18 protein-coding genes are annotated in these 18,497 nt (G+C 35.6%); 9 read left to right on the top strand and 9 right to left on the bottom strand.

The features are described from left to right. Positions 1-7: 7 nt before the first annotated feature. From cysD to ACWIB3_RS06260, 4 genes are all read left to right on the top strand, one after another. On the top strand, positions 8-898 hold the full coding sequence (cysD, locus tag ACWIB3_RS06275) for a sulfate adenylyltransferase subunit CysD (RefSeq protein WP_185212151.1): 891 nt from the start codon (positions 8-10) through the stop codon (positions 896-898). Positions 899-917: 19 nt separating this feature from the next. Then, the gene (locus ACWIB3_RS06270; protein WP_454291193.1) at positions 918-2,153 is read left to right on the top strand and encodes a sulfate adenylyltransferase subunit 1; all 1,236 of its coding nucleotides are present in this window, start codon (positions 918-920) and stop codon (positions 2,151-2,153) included. 518 nt (positions 2,154-2,671) lie between these two features. After that, positions 2,672-3,934 (top strand): hypothetical protein, encoded by a 1,263-nt coding sequence (locus tag ACWIB3_RS06265; protein ID WP_454291192.1) that lies wholly within the window; start codon positions 2,672-2,674, stop codon positions 3,932-3,934. A gap of 18 nt (positions 3,935-3,952) precedes the next feature. Further along, a complete protein-coding gene (locus tag ACWIB3_RS06260; RefSeq protein ID WP_454291191.1) occupies positions 3,953-5,134 on the top strand; it encodes a hypothetical protein in 1,182 nt (393 codons plus the stop codon). Positions 5,135-5,150: 16 nt separating this feature from the next. On the opposite strand, the gene ACWIB3_RS06255 is transcribed toward ACWIB3_RS06260, so the two are convergent. The 6 genes from ACWIB3_RS06255 to ACWIB3_RS06230 form a co-directional block, all read right to left on the bottom strand. Next, entirely contained in the window at positions 5,151-5,552 is a 402-nt protein-coding gene (locus ACWIB3_RS06255) for a type II toxin-antitoxin system HicB family antitoxin (RefSeq protein WP_454291190.1), read from the bottom strand. 45 nt (positions 5,553-5,597) lie between these two features. Beyond that, positions 5,598-5,774, bottom strand: coding sequence for a type II toxin-antitoxin system HicA family toxin (locus ACWIB3_RS06250; protein WP_454291189.1), 177 nt, complete (start codon positions 5,772-5,774; stop codon positions 5,598-5,600). A 105-nt stretch (positions 5,775-5,879) separates the two neighbouring features. Continuing rightward, positions 5,880-6,563 (bottom strand): hypothetical protein, encoded by a 684-nt coding sequence (locus ACWIB3_RS06245; RefSeq protein ID WP_454291188.1) that lies wholly within the window; start codon positions 6,561-6,563, stop codon positions 5,880-5,882. A 16-nt stretch (positions 6,564-6,579) separates the two neighbouring features. After that, the gene (locus ACWIB3_RS06240; protein WP_454291187.1) at positions 6,580-8,118 is read right to left on the bottom strand and encodes an ATP-binding protein; all 1,539 of its coding nucleotides are present in this window, start codon (positions 8,116-8,118) and stop codon (positions 6,580-6,582) included. A 129-nt stretch (positions 8,119-8,247) separates the two neighbouring features. After that, positions 8,248-9,015: a methyltransferase domain-containing protein gene (locus ACWIB3_RS06235; protein ID WP_454291186.1), complete on the bottom strand. Its 768-nt coding sequence runs from the start codon at positions 9,013-9,015 to the stop codon at positions 8,248-8,250. A 9-nt stretch (positions 9,016-9,024) separates the two neighbouring features. Continuing rightward, positions 9,025-9,660: a LysE family translocator gene (locus ACWIB3_RS06230; protein ID WP_454291185.1), complete on the bottom strand. Its 636-nt coding sequence runs from the start codon at positions 9,658-9,660 to the stop codon at positions 9,025-9,027. A 135-nt stretch (positions 9,661-9,795) separates the two neighbouring features. On the opposite strand from ACWIB3_RS06230, the gene ACWIB3_RS06225 reads away from it, so the two are divergent. Both ACWIB3_RS06225 and ACWIB3_RS06220 read left to right on the top strand, forming a co-directional pair. Further along, positions 9,796-10,509: a DUF2711 family protein gene (locus tag ACWIB3_RS06225; protein WP_185216334.1), complete on the top strand. Its 714-nt coding sequence runs from the start codon at positions 9,796-9,798 to the stop codon at positions 10,507-10,509. Positions 10,510-10,589: 80 nt separating this feature from the next. After that, positions 10,590-12,125, top strand: coding sequence for a SulP family inorganic anion transporter (locus tag ACWIB3_RS06220; protein WP_454291184.1), 1,536 nt, complete (start codon positions 10,590-10,592; stop codon positions 12,123-12,125). Positions 12,126-12,193: 68 nt separating this feature from the next. On the opposite strand, the gene ACWIB3_RS06215 is transcribed toward ACWIB3_RS06220, so the two are convergent. After that, entirely contained in the window at positions 12,194-13,798 is a 1,605-nt protein-coding gene (locus tag ACWIB3_RS06215; RefSeq protein ID WP_454291183.1) for a M60 family metallopeptidase, read from the bottom strand. Positions 13,799-13,998: 200 nt separating this feature from the next. Here ACWIB3_RS06215 and bla point away from each other — a divergent pair, with 200 nt between their 5' ends. The 3 genes from bla (at position 13,999) to ACWIB3_RS06200 (ending at position 16,473) form a co-directional block, all read left to right on the top strand. Further along, positions 13,999-14,898: a class A beta-lactamase, subclass A2 gene (bla, locus tag ACWIB3_RS06210; protein ID WP_454291182.1), complete on the top strand. Its 900-nt coding sequence runs from the start codon at positions 13,999-14,001 to the stop codon at positions 14,896-14,898. A 237-nt stretch (positions 14,899-15,135) separates the two neighbouring features. Continuing rightward, complete coding sequence (locus ACWIB3_RS06205; RefSeq protein WP_454291181.1) at positions 15,136-15,696, top strand: DUF4256 domain-containing protein; 561 nt, start codon at positions 15,136-15,138, stop codon at positions 15,694-15,696. A 282-nt stretch (positions 15,697-15,978) separates the two neighbouring features. Beyond that, entirely contained in the window at positions 15,979-16,473 is a 495-nt protein-coding gene (locus ACWIB3_RS06200; RefSeq protein ID WP_185212142.1) for a YfbM family protein, read from the top strand. Between the two features lie 27 nt (positions 16,474-16,500). On the opposite strand, the gene ACWIB3_RS06195 is transcribed toward ACWIB3_RS06200, so the two are convergent. Beyond that, positions 16,501-17,403: a sugar phosphate isomerase/epimerase family protein gene (locus ACWIB3_RS06195; protein ID WP_454291180.1), complete on the bottom strand. Its 903-nt coding sequence runs from the start codon at positions 17,401-17,403 to the stop codon at positions 16,501-16,503. 46 nt (positions 17,404-17,449) lie between these two features. Continuing rightward, positions 17,450-18,469, bottom strand: coding sequence for a D-cysteine desulfhydrase family protein (locus tag ACWIB3_RS06190; protein WP_454291179.1), 1,020 nt, complete (start codon positions 18,467-18,469; stop codon positions 17,450-17,452). Positions 18,470-18,497: the final 28 nt, after the last annotated feature.

Raw genomic sequence — 18,497 nt, 5'->3', positions numbered from 1 at the left:
TTACAAAATGGATTACTTAGATCATTTAGAGGCAGAAGCCATTTACATACTGAGAGAAGTAGCTGGACAGTTCGAAAATCCTGCACTTTTATTCTCCGGAGGAAAAGATTCGATTACATTAGTTCACCTAGCTAAGAAGGCGTTTCGACCAGGTAAATTTCCATTTCCATTAGTTCATATCGATACAGGCCACAATTTCCCCGAAACCATTGAGTTTCGTGATTGGCTAGTAGATCAAATTGGAGAAAAACTAATTGTGGGTTATGTGCAGGAAAGCATAGATGCTGGTAAGGTCGTTGAACAGAAAGGCAAAAATGCCAGTAGAAATGCCCTGCAAACGGTGACTTTACTCGATACGATCGAAAAAAATGGTTTTGATGCCTGTATTGGTGGAGCCCGCCGTGATGAAGAGAAAGCTAGGGCCAAAGAAAGGATATTTTCTGTAAGGGACGATTTTGGACAATGGGATCCTAAGAGACAGAGACCAGAGCTTTGGAATATTTTCAATGGCAAAATCCAAAAAGGCGAAAATGTCCGCGTTTTCCCTATCTCCAATTGGACTGAACTCGATGTTTGGAATTATATAAAAAGAGAAAAGATCGCCTTGCCATCCATATATTTCTCCCACAAAAGGGACGTGGTTTTTAGAAATGGTCAATGGATGGCAGCTGATCCTGTCCTTCAGATTGATGACAACGATCTTGTAGAACATAAATCAGTGCGTTTCAGAACAGTAGGAGATATGACATGTACTGCAGCTGTAGATTCGATTGCTACTGAATTAGATGATATCATCAACGAAATTAAAGCATCCACAGTCAGCGAACGTGGCGCCAGAATGGATGATAAGGTATCTGAAGCTGCAATGGAAGATCGTAAAAAACAAGGCTATTTTTAATTTAAGGGAGGAAAAGAACATGAACATTTTAAAATTTTTAACGGCCGGATCTGTAGATGACGGGAAGAGCACTTTAATTGGCCGATTATTATATGATACCAATTCTATTTTAGATGATCAATTGGAAGCCATCCAAAAAGCAAACCGCAAGAATGATGATGGAACCATTGATTTAGCAATCCTGACAGATGGTTTAAAAGCAGAAAGGGAGCAAGGTATCACTATAGATGTCGCCTATAAATACTTCCAAACGGAAAATAGAAAATTTATCATAGCTGATGCACCGGGACATATACAATATACCAGGAACATGGTTACCGGAGCTTCAAATTCTGATCTGATCATTATCCTCGTTGATGCCAGAAAAGGCGTAATTGAGCAGACTAAGCGTCATTCATTTATTGCTAAAATATTGGGAATCAAAAAGGTATTGGTTTGTGTCAATAAAATGGATATGGTAGATTATGAATTGGCAGTTTTTGAGAATATCAAAACAGAATATCTTAACCTAGCCAATAAATTGGGCTTAGAAGATGTTGATTTTATTCCTGTATCTGCTCTTAAAGGTGATAATATAGTACAAAAGTCCCAAAGAATGCCTTGGTATCATGGCGCACCATTACTCACATATTTGGAAGAAGTTGAATTTGAGGAACTTGCAAACCAAGGTTGGCGTTTTCCAGTTCAATGGGTAGTTCGCCCGCAAAGTGCTGATTTACACGATTATAGAGGTTATGCCGGTAGGGTGTTGGGAGAGGGCTTGAAAGTAGGGGAAGAGGTCCTGGTTTTACCAAGTGGCTCCAAATCTAAGGTAAAATCTATAGAATTTGATAGTCAGGAATTGCCTGAAGCACACAATGGATCATCTGTCATCATCCATTTAGAAGATGAAATTGATATTTCTAGAGGAGATTTCATTGTCAGTGCCAACCATCCAGCAAAAACTGACAAATCTTTTGAAGCTAATATCTCTTGGTTTGAAAACAAAGAACTTGACTTGGGGCAGATTTACTTGTTGCAGACTCATTCTAAAGTCAGCAAAATAAAAATTCCAGAAATCCTTTATAAATACGACGTCCATACTCAAGAACAATTATATGAGCAAGCGATTGGTCTTAATGATATTGGTCGAGTATTAATAAAATCTGCAGATGAAATTGTTTATGATCAACAAAAGGATTTCCCAGAAAACTCTAGAGCAATTATCATCGATCCCAGAACGAATATTACAGTAGCTGCTGCAATAATTCAATAAGAAAACTATACAGAATCCTATAGGAGCTAATAAATTTAGAAACTATAGGATTTTAGTATTTAACACAAATATACAAGAGAAGGGTATATTCAATATTTCTATTTAACATAATATAAATTATTTGACTTATTGCCATTGTCAAGAATACTGCAAATATCCCTTGATTGAATTGAATTCGATGAGGCAATTCATGGGTGAAAATTCAAAACAATTTTTAGAGACATTTAAATTTTATCATTATTGCGCTATTAGAGACTCTTTTTATAACAACCTAATCATTTTTCTTTTTCTTGTTCAGAAAAAGAAACTAATTAAGTTTTTTCTTTTGTTTAAAGCATTAGGGTACAACTACCTTTTTTAGTCTAATATATATATTCTTCCTATTTTAGTGATTTGAAAACTAGAAAATGTAATAATTCTACGGCTCAAACATTTTAACATTTCAAAAACCTAGTAGAATTATATTCATAGTAAAAATAAAATAATGTATAGAAGTAATTATAATCAAATAAAAATAAATGACAGTAAGATTTAATACAAGATGTGCCACATGTGATCGTAAGACCATAATTAAAGTTCAGGCTGGTTATATAGATAAAAGTCCAGTAGCTATATCATGCCCACATTGTAATTCGAACATTAGAGGTGAAATTGTTCAAAATCCTCCAAACTTAAGTTTGATTTTGAATAATTGTGAGATCTTGGATTCAGACCATGCAATGGGAAGTGGTATTCCAATAATACAACTATCACCTGAATTTCCAATACCAAAAGAATCCTATCAGTCCACGGGTAATTTTTATTTAACACTAAATCCTTATATGGCAATATCTACAATTTTTGAGATTGATACAATATCACGTTATATTTCTAACTATAAAACCTTTCTTGATTCATTTGAAGATCGATTAGATGATCTTGAAAATATAATTAGACTATTTTCCCATGAAAAACATGATTTATTGAATAATTTGTTTTTAAAAAATTTTCCTGATATTGCAACCTATTTAAAAAAAGAATTATCTCCATCATACAAAACATCTGTATACATTATAAGTAATATCATACAATTCCTTTCGAACTTTATTTTGCCTAAAGGATATGTCGATAATCTAAGAATAAACGTACTTTTCAAAGAAACAATATCATCAATTAAAAAAAAACCTAATAGTTATCAAAAGGCATTAGAACAAATATCAAATAATTTAGACATAAAAAGAGATTATCTTTTCTCCTGTAATTCAATTTTAAAATTTTATAAAGACATTAGAGAATTTGCGCCAGTAATCTTATTGTCAAATAAAAGTTTAATATCTGAATTCAAAAATGATTATAAAATAACTACATTTTCGTTTACTGAACAGTCTCGATATTATCAAGATAACTTCGAACTTATAGTTAGGTTCTTTCCTTTAACAATAGCATTAAACAACCTAAAGTATAGGAATGATATAAATCATTTTTTAGATCCTAGAAGAGATAAAGACTTTCATTCCTTTTCCCAAAAGCGGGATATCGAAAAGTTTCATACCATGTGTAATTATAGTGTTTTAAATAATTACTTCACTGCTCAATTAAATAATGAAATACGTAATTCAATTGCTCATCATAAAATAATCTATGACGGAGTCAATCAAGAAATTAAATATTATCCAAGTACCAAATCAAACAATGTAAAAAATATTTCACTTATAGATTTTGCTCACAATCTATTGATTACTTACTTTACTATTATTGATCTTAATATTATGTTGGGAAAACTGAAAACCATTAATTATTAACTAAAAAAGGGAAATCCGATGGAAAGCCTAATCACTAGAAAAAATTTAATTTCCTTTATCAAACTCTGTATAGAGAGTAACCATATGTTTAATACAAACAGTCCAAAATATAAAATTAAGGATCTTAAAGTAAAAAATGTGGATACCTTAGAATGTACCTTTTATTCAAAAAGTAGCGAAAGTTTGGAAATAAAAAAAGAAATTGCTGGAATAATGGGATATTTCAATGGTTTTTTTAGAAATAATGATTACATAAATATAGAGTTCAAATACTATTGTGTCTCTGCAATAGATGAAGATAATAACGAATTACTTTACGCAATATCATCAAAACAGACTGCTGAATTAATCGGCAAAAACGGAATTGAGTGGTTAAAGCTTACATATTTTCAAGAAAATACAAATGATTACAGGATAGCACAAGCAAAAGTTCTTATAGCAGAAGTCGAAAATACTTTGCGAGAAACCATATGTAAAGTTCTTGAGGCAAAAAATAAAGGTATTTGGTGGGAAATATTTATTGATAAAAGAATCAAAAAGGAAACAGAAAATCTTTATAAGCGTCAATATGGAGAACTAACAAATGATGGGGCTATCTTAATCAATTATACTTTTACTTTAGATCTAAAAAAAATAGTTATTTCGAATTGGGATGATTTTTCACATCTATTTGGAGACAAAAATAGTTTTGCAAAACATGTAGAAAACTTAAATACGATTCGGAGAGATGAAGCTCATAATAGACCTATTTCTCATCAACAACTCGAACTATTAAAACGAATTCACAAAGATATATTAAAAGAAATATTTCAATTTTATCCATCAACACGTTCTAACTACTTAGTCGAAAATTGGAAATTAAAAATTAAGAAAATTTTCACCTCCGAATTCCAATCTATTATTCCAGTAAGTAATCTAGGAGAATTTTCTATAGATAAAATAGTGCAAAGCTCTACAAAATTAATAAATTATTTGGAGATGATTGTTTTAGAATTAGAATCTATAATAGTTCCTGTTCAGAAACAACAAAAACACACCAAGCTAATCACATTATTAAATAACTCTATTAAAATAGAAAGAATGAGAATTGATTCTGCAACTTCTGGAACACCTAGGAGTAGTGAAATCATAGTAGCAGGGAATAATCACCAGATCAAGATGAATCAATTCATTGAAACATTTTTATTAGAAGAATCGTAACTGTTTTTTGGCTAGCTTATACTAGTTCTATTGATTGAAGTTCTTTTGCAAGATTATGTAAACCGTCTTCTATCTTCTTTAACTGAGGCAATCGAGGCTTTTTTAAACCTGAAGAATAATGCTGTAACTGACGCTGATTGATACCAGTAATCTTTTCTAATGCAGCATTCGTAAAGATACCTTTGTAATAGTTGAGAAAGCTCTCAGCATCGAAGTGATACACAATATTATAATCACCTTTTAACAAGCTGGGTATATTTTCTATTGTATTATATTCTTTTAAAAGTTCAATGCTATTAAGTATTGATAGCTTTATTTCTTCAACGGTATCTCCCCCACCATAAATACCTGGGATATTTTCTGCATAGGCATCAAACATATCGTCACTACGTTCAATAATTATTTTTAGAGTTTTCATATATCCTCTTCTTTTCCTTTAATATATCATCATTGGGATCGGGAGCTAATAAAGCCCCAGATCCTTAATGATTTTCGTTAAAAGGCCTTTTCCGACATTTTTACCACCGTGATAAGGTACTGGATATCTAACACCGTCCTTCTCATAAATTCGATGCTTCCCGTCTTTGACTCTATGCCAACCGCACCTTTTAATCCATCTGTGTAGTTCGTCATATTTCATTATGAATATATTTTAAATTAATGCAACATTATTATTGCCTATAATAGTTGCTACATTAATTGAACTGCACACTACAAAGGTAGTGATAATACTATCAATTGCAAATTATTTTTTATTTAATAACATTTCTAAATATTCAAGTAAATCCAAAAGTTTAAATACATCATTTGAAATGGCATTATTATGGTAAATCAATTTTCCTATTAATACATCATAATCTACCCTTTCCATTCCTGGCGATGGCAAAAACTCTTGCATAATAATAGAATAATTATGGGTTATTTCATTTCTATTAAAATATAAGAAATCATTCATTAAATTGCATAGCCATTTGAATTCTTTGAGTTCCTTTATTTCAGAGAATTGTTTCTTTATTAAATCAAGCAACTTCATCATATACACGTCTTTCTTGTCAAGTGGATATTCTAGATATAAATTTAAGAGCAATGCAATCCGATTCCAATATCCGTAAATACAGTGGATGGTCGACTCTATCATAAAAGTCAATCGATGATTGTAAACATTTGGATTAGTTTTATCAAATGATACAAGTGGCCGAAATAATAAGCAATTTAAAACACCAAAATGTATTTGATTACTTAAGGACTGAATTTCATATAATAAATGATAACCGTAACCATTAATATATTTATCAACTACTTCTAATCGAGCAAATCTATCCCAATATCCATCAGTAGAAAATTTATTATCTAAAAGTAGTAAATTACTTAGTTGGTTTTGTTCACTAAGTTGCTTTAAAACTTGGTTATATTCTATGATGAAATTCATTTTTTAATATCAAATTTTAAATAAGAGCAAGCATAAAAGCTCTCATATCTTGTATTGATGTAGTCAATTGTAAATTAGTATATTTTTGATTGTATAAATTTTCAGGATGATGAATCTGATGACGAATATACTCCGATAATGTTTTTTGTTCCTCTCTTGTACCACCTCCCTTCAATTCTTTAACATATGTTAAAGTTTCTCTGCCAGCAAAGTAATTTGCTAGCTCTCCGATTAGTTCTAAATGGCCATATAATTCATTATGATATTCTTCAGTTTCATCTCCGAATGCTAAATAATTGACTTCATTTAACGATGGGTAAGGCAAACTTCCTGCACTTACATTTGTGATTTCTTTATGACCGTCTTCAGTTAATGACACTAGTCTTAAATTCTCGAATGATAAACCCTTTACCACGTTCGAGCCATGCGTTGTGAGTAATACTTGTGTATTATTCACTGAAGCTAATTCACTGAAAGCTTTTATTAATAATTTTTGATGATGTGCATGTTGTGAAGTTTCAGGCTCTTCAATAGCGTAAATTATAGATTTAGAGTTTGACTCCCCTGTCTGCAACCTACGTTCTGCCTCAGCCCGAAAAAAGTTTAATAGCACTAATCTTTTTACCCCACTACCTCTTTTATTAATTGGAATATCATTATCTCCAAATATTGAAACGTTTTTAAAAACATCAAGCCACTTTAGAGAGTCTTTTGGTGGAATTACGGGTGTTAACGAATTTGCAATATCAGGATTCATCTCCTTCAATTTATTTAAGGTGCTATTTACTACTTGAGTCAAGTGCTGTTCAACTTTTAGTGCAACTTCATTAAGAGAGTTTAAGATACTAGTATCCCCTAAAATTTGTCTTACCGCTTCCTTTAATGGATCCTGTACCTCACTATCTCCATCACTGTTCTTTCTGTCAGATTGAAAAAGAGAATATTGAGGTAGAAAGGTTTGAAGTTGGTCCCATATAGTCTTGGTCTCACCTTTAGTAACATCAATTTCGATCAATTGCAAGTCAAGTGTTTCACCAAAGTGTTGCCATATAGACTGTCTCAAGACAGCATTAGCAGTTTGATTATCACACTCTATCTCATGTGCTTTGACAATTGCTTTCAATTCTGCATTTTTTTTCAATAGCAAATCAGAGCAATCATCCGTTTGGGGATGATTGGCTTTTATATAAACTTTTTCTTTTCCTGCATTAGGATATCGCTTTATAATCTCTAAATTATTATCAGAATTCAAAAGATATTCCTTAGATAATTGAGTTTTATTACTAACATCTAAAATAACTTCTGAAGGCAAGTCGCAAAATGTTGCAGATATCATAATCTCTGTATCTCCCTGAGATAAAGCTATTTTGTTTATATCGTCTTTATCTAATTTGATCGTTCCTTTTGATTCATTAAAAAAAATATCTAAAGCCTCCAAGATAGTGGACTTTCCGATATCATTCTTGCCAACTAAGACTGTAAGATCATCAATGAAAACCGTGGTTTCATAATAATATCCTCTAAAGTTTTTAATTGTTACAGATTTTAATTTCATAATTTTATCTTATTCATACTTGGAAATGTTAAGTTAAGCCAGTTTATTTAATTAAATTTTAATGAACCAATCCATCAACAAATTTAAATATGGGTATTAAACTAATTATTGAAGTAAAAATCTCAAGCCTTAGCCTTTTCTACCATAAATCAACAGCCGTTTAAATGCATAAATTGCTGGAAAACTTTTATAGGCATCCACTATCCTTTTTTTAAATTCCTGGATGAATCCTTCCTTATTCTCTTCATCCAAAATCTCTAAATAAGGCACCATTGCCGAACCTGAGATAAAATCATACAGATCATCCACATTTTCAGCAATCTGAGGATATACCTTTTGATAGATTTCAATATCCTTTATTCCATTGTCAAACAGCATCTGTGTATACTCATCCATGGATAGAACTGGGGAATTTCGCGTGAAATGACCTAATTGAGAGGCAAAGGGTTCCTCCTGTACCAATTTTAAAAGGATCTGATTTAATTTATTATCATTCTGAACGGGCATCTGAATGGCTAATTGACCTCCCGCCTTTAATTTGGAAATAACTTTAGGAAAAAGAACGGTATGCTTATCCAACCATTGTAAGGCTGCATTGCTAAAAATTAAATCCCAATGCTTGTTGTCAGCTATTGCATCCTCGATGTTTTCCAGTTTAAACTTAAGCTGATCATTTTCGTAAGGCTTCGACTTTTCAAGCATTTCTTCTGAATTGTCTACGCCCAAGATTTTAGCTTCCTTAAAGCGGTTTGCAAGCGTTGCAGTCTGTTCTCCAGTACCACAGCCTAAATCAATACATTCCATTGGCCCTAAATCTTCTACCAAATTTAGCAGGTCATAAAATGGCTTATAGCGAATATCTTTATATCGGTTGTATACTTCTGGATCCCAAGGCATAGTTGTAAATTATTTTAGTTTAGAAAATGCTACCTTAATTCCCATCAAAATAAATACCATACCTGAAAATTTATCCATAAATCCCTTGATTTTATTGTTGCCCTTGATCTTGCTTGAAAAAAGGTTCATGGAAAGCGCCAATATGCAATAATACAGCAATCCTAAGGCCGCATAGGTAAAACCTAATACGATAAAGGGAATTGAAGAACCTACAGCGTCTTTCTGGACAAACTGAGGGAAAAAGGAAAGAAAAAACAAAGCCACTTTAGGATTCAATACATTGGTGATCAATCCAGATTTAAAGTTTTTCCAACCACTTTCTGACTCAGTCGTGATCTCTTTCAGGTTAAAGCCCTTTTCCTTAGAAAGAATGGATTTGATCCCTAAATAGATTAAATAGGCTGCTCCTAAATATTTTATGATGGAAAAAGCTATTGCTGACTGGGCAATCAACACCGAAAGACCCAAAGCTGCAAACATGGTATGCACTAATATGCCTGCATTGACCCCGATCGCAGAATATATACCTGCAGACCTCCCCTGGCTAATGGATTTATTCAGCACAAAAATGGTATCCATTCCCGGTGTAATTATAAAAACTAAGGTCGCAAGCAAAAAGAGCTCAAAATTGAAGATGCCAAACATGTTTCGGAATTTGTTTTCCCAAATCTAAAAATTTAAGTGAGGAAATCAATTGAAAAATTAACCTGACTTCCAAAATGTTTTTGATAAATTAGAAAGGAAGAAATGCCTGGTTTTAACCCGCTTAAATAAAGACCATTGAGAGAGTTACCAAAAATGGATAGGAATACCATTGGCCCTTTTGCTGATGTCTCACTGTTAGATTTCTATAGCGGTGTCTTCAACTGTGTGTTTGTTTCCTTAAATCCTTTCCTACAACTGCTGGACTCTTCCACTTTGAAACTTTCTAATTTCTGGGAAATAGACGATAGAACTTCTATTGATATTAAACAAAGGATCCTTCTCCATACTAAACCCATTCGATGGGAAGAGATATTAATGATTTCAGGATTTCAGGGGATTAACCAAATAGATATCGCATTGAGGACTTCTATCGGTGGATTGGTCAAGCTGAAACAAGATTGGGTCCTTGAGGAAATATTAGATAATGCAATGGAGAATAACCAAATCCTAGCACCAACTGAAGGCCGCATTCCTGAAAACCAAATCAACTCTATTCTAAAAGCGATTAAAAAACAGGGATATGAATGGATATGTTTAGGCGCTGAATTTGGTGATGCCATGGAATTGGTCTGGATTGATGACCTGATCCAGGATCAAATAGATTATGCTACACACCAAAATCTATATACTTATGATCGCAAGATATTGATCAGCTGCCATTGGGATAGCTTCCAAATCTATATCTGTTCTAATCCAGCGACCGTTAAAAGTATCGTGAAGGATGCTTTATTGGAAGGTTTTTACGCCAATGAGAAAACAGAAGTTTATTGGAGTGTAAAAGCTGATTGATCTTAACTTGTTCAAAATATAAATATTGGCAGCATTTTTTCAACAATATTCCTCAAATTTGCCATTCTATTGAATGATACATGAAGCTTCAAGCCATCAATCTTATTTCCAAGGAAAAGATCAATTTAAAGAATGAAATTCTCGCTGGATTAACGGTTTCTATGACCATGATCCCAGAGTCGCTTTCATTCGCCATACTGGCGGGACTTAGCCCACTCACTGGTCTATATGCCGCTTTCTTGATGGGTATTGTAACTGCTTTTTTAGGAGGTAGACCTGGAATGGTATCCGGTGGCGCCGGTGCTACAATTGTTGTCCTGATTGCATTGGCTTCCTCACATGGGGTCGAATACCTATTTGCTGCTGTGGCCCTTGCCGGCCTTATGCAGATCCTAGTTGGCGCTTTTAAATTAGGGAAATTTGTTCGTCTGATTCCACAGCCTGTTATGTACGGATTCTTAAATGGTCTGGCCATTATTATCTTTATGGCCCAATTAAAACAGTTTAAAACGTTCAACAATGGCATAGAAACCTGGATGACAGGCTCTCCCCTCTTAATAATGGCTGGTTTGACATTGCTGACCGTATTGATCGTGATGATCTTTCCAAAAATTACCAAAGCTGTTCCGGCATCATTGGTTGCTATCATCGTCACCTTTGCCTTGGTTTACTTCTTTGATATCCATACGAAGAAAGTTATTGATATAGCATCGGTGAGTGGTGCTTTTCCCTCTTTCCGCATACCCAATGTCCCTTTTTCCATCGAAACCTTGAAAATCATCTTTCCTTATGCTTCGGTTATGGCTGCAGTTGGATTGATTGAATCCTTGTTGACCTTAAATATGGTTGATGAAATCACAAATACTAAGGGGAGTTCAAATCAGGAAGCCGTAGCGCAAGGTACTGCGAATATGGTCAATGGTTTTTTTGCAGGTATGGGAGGTTGTGCCATGGTGGCTCAGACCTTGGTGAATATCAATGCTGGTGCGCGGACCAAGATTTCAGCCATTGTTGGTGCATTGGGAATCTTGTTTGTGATCTTGGTTGGTGGAAAGGTAATTGAACAGATTCCTATGGCTGCTTTGGTTGGAGTAATGATGATGGTGGCAATTTCTACTTTTCAATGGGGCTTTTTACGTCTCTTAACAAAAATGCCAAAATCTGATGTGCTGGTTGGTATCCTGGTAGCAGCCATTACTGTCATCTTGCACAACCTGGCGTTAGCGGTATTTGTAGGGGTAATCATATCAGCATTGGTGTTTTCTTGGGATAATGCCAAAAGGATTCGCGCCAGGAAATCCATAGCAGAAAATGGCGAAAAGGTATATGAAATATACGGACCTCTGTTCTTTGGTTCCACAAGTAATTTCATGGATAAATTTGATATGAATGAGGATCCCGAACATATCATCATAGATTTTCAAGAATCGAGGGTAGTCGATATGTCCGCCATAGAAACCTTGAAAAAACTGATCCAAAAATATCAGGATTTAAATAAGAAAGTTACCTTAAGACATCTCAGTCCAGATTGTGTCCGATTATTGGATAATGCCAAAGGATTTATAGAAGTCGATATCGAAGAAGATCCAACTTATAAGGTTATGCCTAAAGGTTAATCAGTAACCATAAAAAAACTAATTGGGTTTAACTGAATAAACCCAATTCGTCTATTTATAGTCAGTGATTAAATCTTATCTTTCAGACTGCTGATATCTATCGTTGGTTTTCCCAGGTTCATGGCTTTGATCGCATTCTTGCATTCATCTACCATTTGCTGGGTCATTTTGTATTCATAATTTCCATAATCATCATATTTCATTTCCCCTACATAAAAGAAACCATATTGATCAAAGAAATCAGTTAAATCTGTCCTTGATACCTCGCAGGCAGTCTTGATGAAATTCAATTGATGAACTGCTGGGTTTCGTTCCACAACAACAGGCTCCCTGCCCCATCGTTCCCGGATTTTTTGCCTAGAAGGACTATTGTTCTTATTTTGTTTTCTCACAGTCTCAAATAAGTCTGGATAGAAATCTGGGTTCTTCCCCTCCCCTTCAAAGTATAATTGTAATTGCCAAAATGGAACTAACCTGTTGAACACATCAGGGTCTTGCAGATAGGAAATCTTTTTATCTATGATCGATTCTTTAGCTAACTGGAAATTGTTTTGGGCCAAGATTCTTGATTTGTTTCCAAATGACCTCATGACATAAAGCGAATAAATATTATTACTCACCTCTCCTAACCCTCCCCAGCTCAGCATTGGCGAGGTTTGGTGTACATGTCCAACTTCATGGCTAAATCCCCAACAAGGGTCGCCATTGATGACTGAACTTGGATCTAAGACCATCTTCATGGCATAACCCTGCTTGTCTCCCATATAGGCTACTCCATCTCCATCACGGAACATATAGTAGTTATAGTTTACTCTTGCTAATATCTTATTGTCGGGAACCCTATCGTATTTGATCAAGCCCATTAATCGATGCTGCCTATAGACGAGGGAATCGTAATTGCTGATCAACTCCTTTCCTTTTCCGTATGCATATTTCTTTAGATCCTCTACGGGATATGCCGTTTGTATATGCTTGCCCTTGGCATCCATGATTGGATAGACAGCATGGTCCAAAAATGCATTCCAATCTTGGTCAGAATGCTTCTGTATATCAAAATAACCATTTACCTGTCCAGATAGAAAATGTATTTTGATCGGTTTTTCGTCCTTGGGCTGATCAGAGAAGTAATTGACATAAGCCAAACTGCCAAAATCCTTTAATTCAATGATATTGACCCCATTCTTTAATTTGAATTCCTTCTTCTCGATTCCCCAACCCTTCGGGTCTTTGGTCGGCTCTTCTGGGTTAGGCGCTTTACGCATCCAATTTGGAATAACGAGCTTGATATCTTGATCATCTTCAATGCCATCAGCAATAAGGATGTGTTTGCCAATAGGTAGATAAACGCCGGTTACATTTTCATATTTGCTATATCCATCGCCAATACTCAGTTCTTGACCCAATGTTTTCGGTGATAATAGTGCAGGATAGCTGGCATATTTATAAGGGTCAACATTTTTGCCAGTCAATAATCCTTGTGCTAAGGCACGGATATCTTCATTTGCAATAGTCGCTATCTGTTTCTTGTTTACTCCCTTTTTAAGTTGGGTTGCTAGCCCGTCTTGGAAGACCGTTAAATCAGCATATACTTGATGCAGATCTTGGGCACTCTGGGCACAACTAAGGTTACTGATTAATAAGGCTGCTGAAAGTGTAATTAGTGTTTTTTTCATAATAAAGAATTGATCCAGTACTGACTAAAATACATTTAATTTTTTATCTCAATAACGTGAGAATTTGCCAAAACAGGCTAATTACGCTTTATTTGCAGTTTCAATCGGTTGACTAAAATTTTATTTATTTCTGGTCTCTTGATTAACAATAAATAATTCTAAGCTCCGTTTAAAATTTGAACCCTAAAATTTATTTTTCAATGCACTTTAAAACTTACTCTTTAACGCTAGTTTCCAGCCTCATTTCCTGTTCTGTTTTCTCTCAAAATCTGCAAGGCTTAAAACCGCAGATTGACAAAATATTAGCTAATTACCAAGCTAAAGTTGGGATTGCCATTCACAATAATGATTTTACCGATAGCTTGATAATGAATGGAGATCATCAATATCCCTTACAGAGCACGTATAAGTTCCATCTTGCCATTGCCATCCTTGATCAGGTGAATAAAGGGAAGTTAAGTTTGGACCAACCTGTGGAAATCAGTAAGGCGACAGTTACCACTGATCTATACAGTCCAATCAAGGATAAATACCCCAATGGTACAACGCTGCCATTAAGTGAGATATTAAGGTATACCGTAGCGGAAAGCGACAATGTAGGTTGTGATATTATGTTTGGATTGCTTGGAGGGACTGAGCCTGTACAAAAATATTTTGAAGATAGAGGCTATACGGAGCAATCGATCAAAACTACCGAGGAAGAACAACAGAGTAACTGGGATATTCAATTCCAGAATTGGACGAAGGTGGCACAAGCCAATAGAATCCTCTTTGATTATTACACAAACACGAAAAAATTGCTGTCAGACAGTTCCCATAAATTTCTTTGGGATACCATGCGCTCCACCAGTACTGGTAAAAATAGGTTAAAGGGTCTATTGCCACAGGGCACCGTTGTGGCTCACAAGACCGGTTATTCAGGAGTCCATAAAACCACAGGCATCATAGCTGCAGTCAATGATATTGGCGTAGTCACGTTGCCAGATGGCCAGGTTTTCTATATTTCAGTCTATGTTACCGACTCCAAAGAAACCGAACCGAACAGCGCCAAAATTATTGCAGAAGTTTCAAAAGCGGCTTATGATTATTTGAGGAAGTAAGGTTGTGTATCAAAAACTTATATAACATTGATTATCAGCATGGTAGGAAGTTTATATGATCTTGGTACATCCTCGAATCCCTTTCATCCTGGTTCAAAATTCAGTTCTTGGTCCATCCTCTCATCCTTGTTGGGTGAGCGGAGACGAACCCCATCCTGGTTCAAAACAATATTTTTAAAACAATCCCCCAAAATATTCTGTTTGAACAATTACATTTGTTTAATACGAACTAGAACAATGAAACCAAAAAAATTAGAACCACAGCGTGCCGAGGAACTATTGGATATCCTTAAAAAGCGATTTGAAAAAAATATGCACAGGCACCCTAATATCACCTGGGAAGATGTTAAAGGAAAATTAGAGGCTTCCGCTGATAAACTTTGCAGCATTAATGAGATGGAAGAATCAGATGGTGAACCTGATGTGGTATCGATATATGACAATGAGGAAATCATCTATATCGACTGTGCTGCAGAAAGCCCAAAAGGCAGACGTAGCTTATGTTATGATGAGGAGGCATTGGAATCCCGAAAAGAACATAAGCCCAAAGATTCGGCGGTCAACTTGGCCAATCATATGGGGGTAAAAATATTGAATGAGGCAGAATATGCCGCTTTACAGGCTTTGGGCAACTTTGATGCGAAGACCTCTAGTTGGCTGGAGACCCCAACTGAGATTAGGGAAAAAGGCGGTGCTATCTTCGGAGACTATCGCTTTGGCCGGGTTTTTACCTACCATAACGGAGCAGAATCCTATTATGCAGCCCGTGGATTCCGTGGTTTGATCTCGCTTTCCTAAAAATATCAATAATCCTTTCAAGGATTATACCTAACCTAGCCGATCAAAATTCAGCTAGGTTTTTTATTTTTATATGCTGTTCTATTGGGTTTCCATTAGACCTCATTCGAGACACATTCCGAAATTTCGAATCGGATGAAATTATTCTCGAATGATTTTCGAATGATTCCCGAATATGCCTCGAATGAAACTGTCATACTCGGCTAATTTTTGAACCTGAAGAAAAGTGTTGTTTGCTAAAGAATCTCTAATTTTCCTTATATTTAATTATAAATTTAAGTTATGGGAATGTATTGCACCCTTAGAAGGGTAACTTTGGATAAATTGGAGTCTTACCTCGAAGACAGTCATAAGTTGGAGCAAGATTTCTTTTCCAATGAAGTTACACAAGCTCCTTCCTTAGATATTGATAAATCATGGGATGGCATAATTTTTTTGTTGACAGGATCCTCCTTTGAGAACGCTGTGGAGAACAAAATGAGCCATGTCATTTTAGGGTCTGCATCGGTAGATGAAAATCAAGATCTGGGTTATGGTCCAGCAAGATACTTGCTTCCAGAAGAAGTGAAGAGCTTGAATGAAAAAATCAAAGCGATTGGAATTGAAGACCTGAAACTTAGGTTCAATCCTCAAGAGATGAAGGAACAGTCCGTATATCCTGATATTTGGGACGAACAAAATAGCTTTGACTATTTAGAGGAATATTTTGTGAAACTCCAAAGCTTTTTCCAACATGCAAGTTGGGCAAATGAAGCCATTGTAATCATCATTAATTAGTATTACCTGCACTGATGTACCGGTCAGTTAGGATTTAATGATCGTATCTAACTGTTCCGATAATTTCTTCAGAACGGTCCTGTCACCCCCGTTTACTTCCAAGGTCATATATTGACCTTTATAGTTGATGTCTTTGATGGTTTTCATGACCTGGGACCAATTTACATCCCCCTGGGTAAGTTCTACGTTAAAGCCCTTCCCTAGCCCTTCCTCATTCATGATCTTCTTGCTGTATTCCTTGACATGGAGCTTGAAAACTTTGTCTCCAAGGACTTCCAACCAATGGTCTGGCCATCCATATCGTAGGATATTGCCTAAGTCAAAATACCAACCGACTAATGGATGATCTATTTTATCTAGAAAATCCTTGGCCTCTATTGGACTGAGGATAAAATTGTTCCATACGTTTTCCAATGCAATTTTTACCCCTGTTTTTTCAGCATGTGGAATCATTTTTCGAATAGAATCCATAGCATTTCCATAAGCAGTTTTATAGGATACTGTATCACTGACCACTCCGGGTACTAGCAATACAGTATCTCCACCTAATTCTTTGGTCTGTTCCAAGGATTTCGCCATGGAGTCGATGGTAAACTGTCTCACAGCAGGATCAGGATCTGAAATTGGTTTGCCCCAATGATCCTTATTGACCGTACTTGGGACCTCAATACCTGTTTTATCATGCGCTTCCAATAAATCTTTCAAAGGGATGTCCAATGGACTGTTGAACTCAATGCCATCAAAACCTAGGTCCTTGACCAACTTAAACTTGTCCAGTAGAGAAAGGTCTTCCTTGATCATCCAATAGCCTAGCCCCTTTTTTATTTGGAGTGAATTAGCATTGACTTTCAGGGTATTGCCAATTACATCCGTTGATAAACTTGTAGCTGCTAGGATTCCAAGAGATTTGATGAAGTCTTTTCTTTGCATTGGATTTTATTAAAGTTAAGAAGGTTGATTTCCTAAAGATAGAAATTTAAAACCAATTGCTATATGCAAATAAGCCTGCCGTGCCTCCGGTATGGATAAATAATATAGGTTCTCCTTTGGGATATTTCCCCAATTTAATGTCGTTGACCAAACCTGTAAAGGCTTTGCCAGTGTAAACAGGATCTAGGAAAACGCCTTCTGTCTTAGCGAGATGCTTGATGGTTGCCAAGGTTTGTTCATTGGGTATGCCATATGCCTCTCCTACATAATCATTGGATAATCGGTATTCGATTTTGGATTTTGAATCGCCCAGTTCGAAAATGTCGAGAATACCTTCAGTAATATGCTTGGTTTCTGTCAAGATAGGTTCTCGGTCTGGTTGTACATTGTAGGCCTGGATAAAGACTTTCTTTCCTTGGATTTCATAGCCAGCGATTACGCCTCCATGAGTTCCTCCCGATCCACTTGCCAAAGCTATATGTTGAAAATTGATACCTAGAGCAGCAGCTTGGGTTTCGATCTCAAAGGTGGCTCTAGCATAACCTAATCCACCAACCACATTAGAGCCGCCTACGGGTATGAAATATACTTTCTCCCCTTCGGTTTCATAATGTTTGCTGAGGTTGCTGATAAAGGTATTGGCTGTTCCGTCGTTGGGTATTTCGTGGATGTTGGCGTCAACAATATTATCCAAAACAAGGTTCCCGTTGAGTTGATAACTCTCTGTATCAAGCGGGACCGAATTTTTGAGGACCAAATCGACCTCAAAGCCCTGCATTTTTGCTGAAATTGCCGTAAGCCTTGCATGGTTAGATTGTCTCGCACCGATGGTAATGACCCGGTTTGCTTGCTGGTTCTTCGCTTCTGCCAAGAGATATTCTAACTTTCTAAGTTTATTTCCACCTGTTCCGAGCTCGGTTAGATCATCCCTCTTGATAAAAATTGGGGTGTCAAGTTCTTTGCTCAGAGATTTTAGTTGTAGTAATGGACTGGCTTGGTTTAATAGGTTAATTCGGTGGAATCCGTTTGAAACCAAGTGATGGTCAAATCCGCTTAATTCTTTCATGAAATAAAATTAAGGAATTATATGCATT

The sequence above is a fragment of the Sphingobacterium sp. NPDC055431 genome (assembly GCF_053644255.1).
This window is presented reverse-complemented; position numbering and strand designations above follow the sequence as displayed.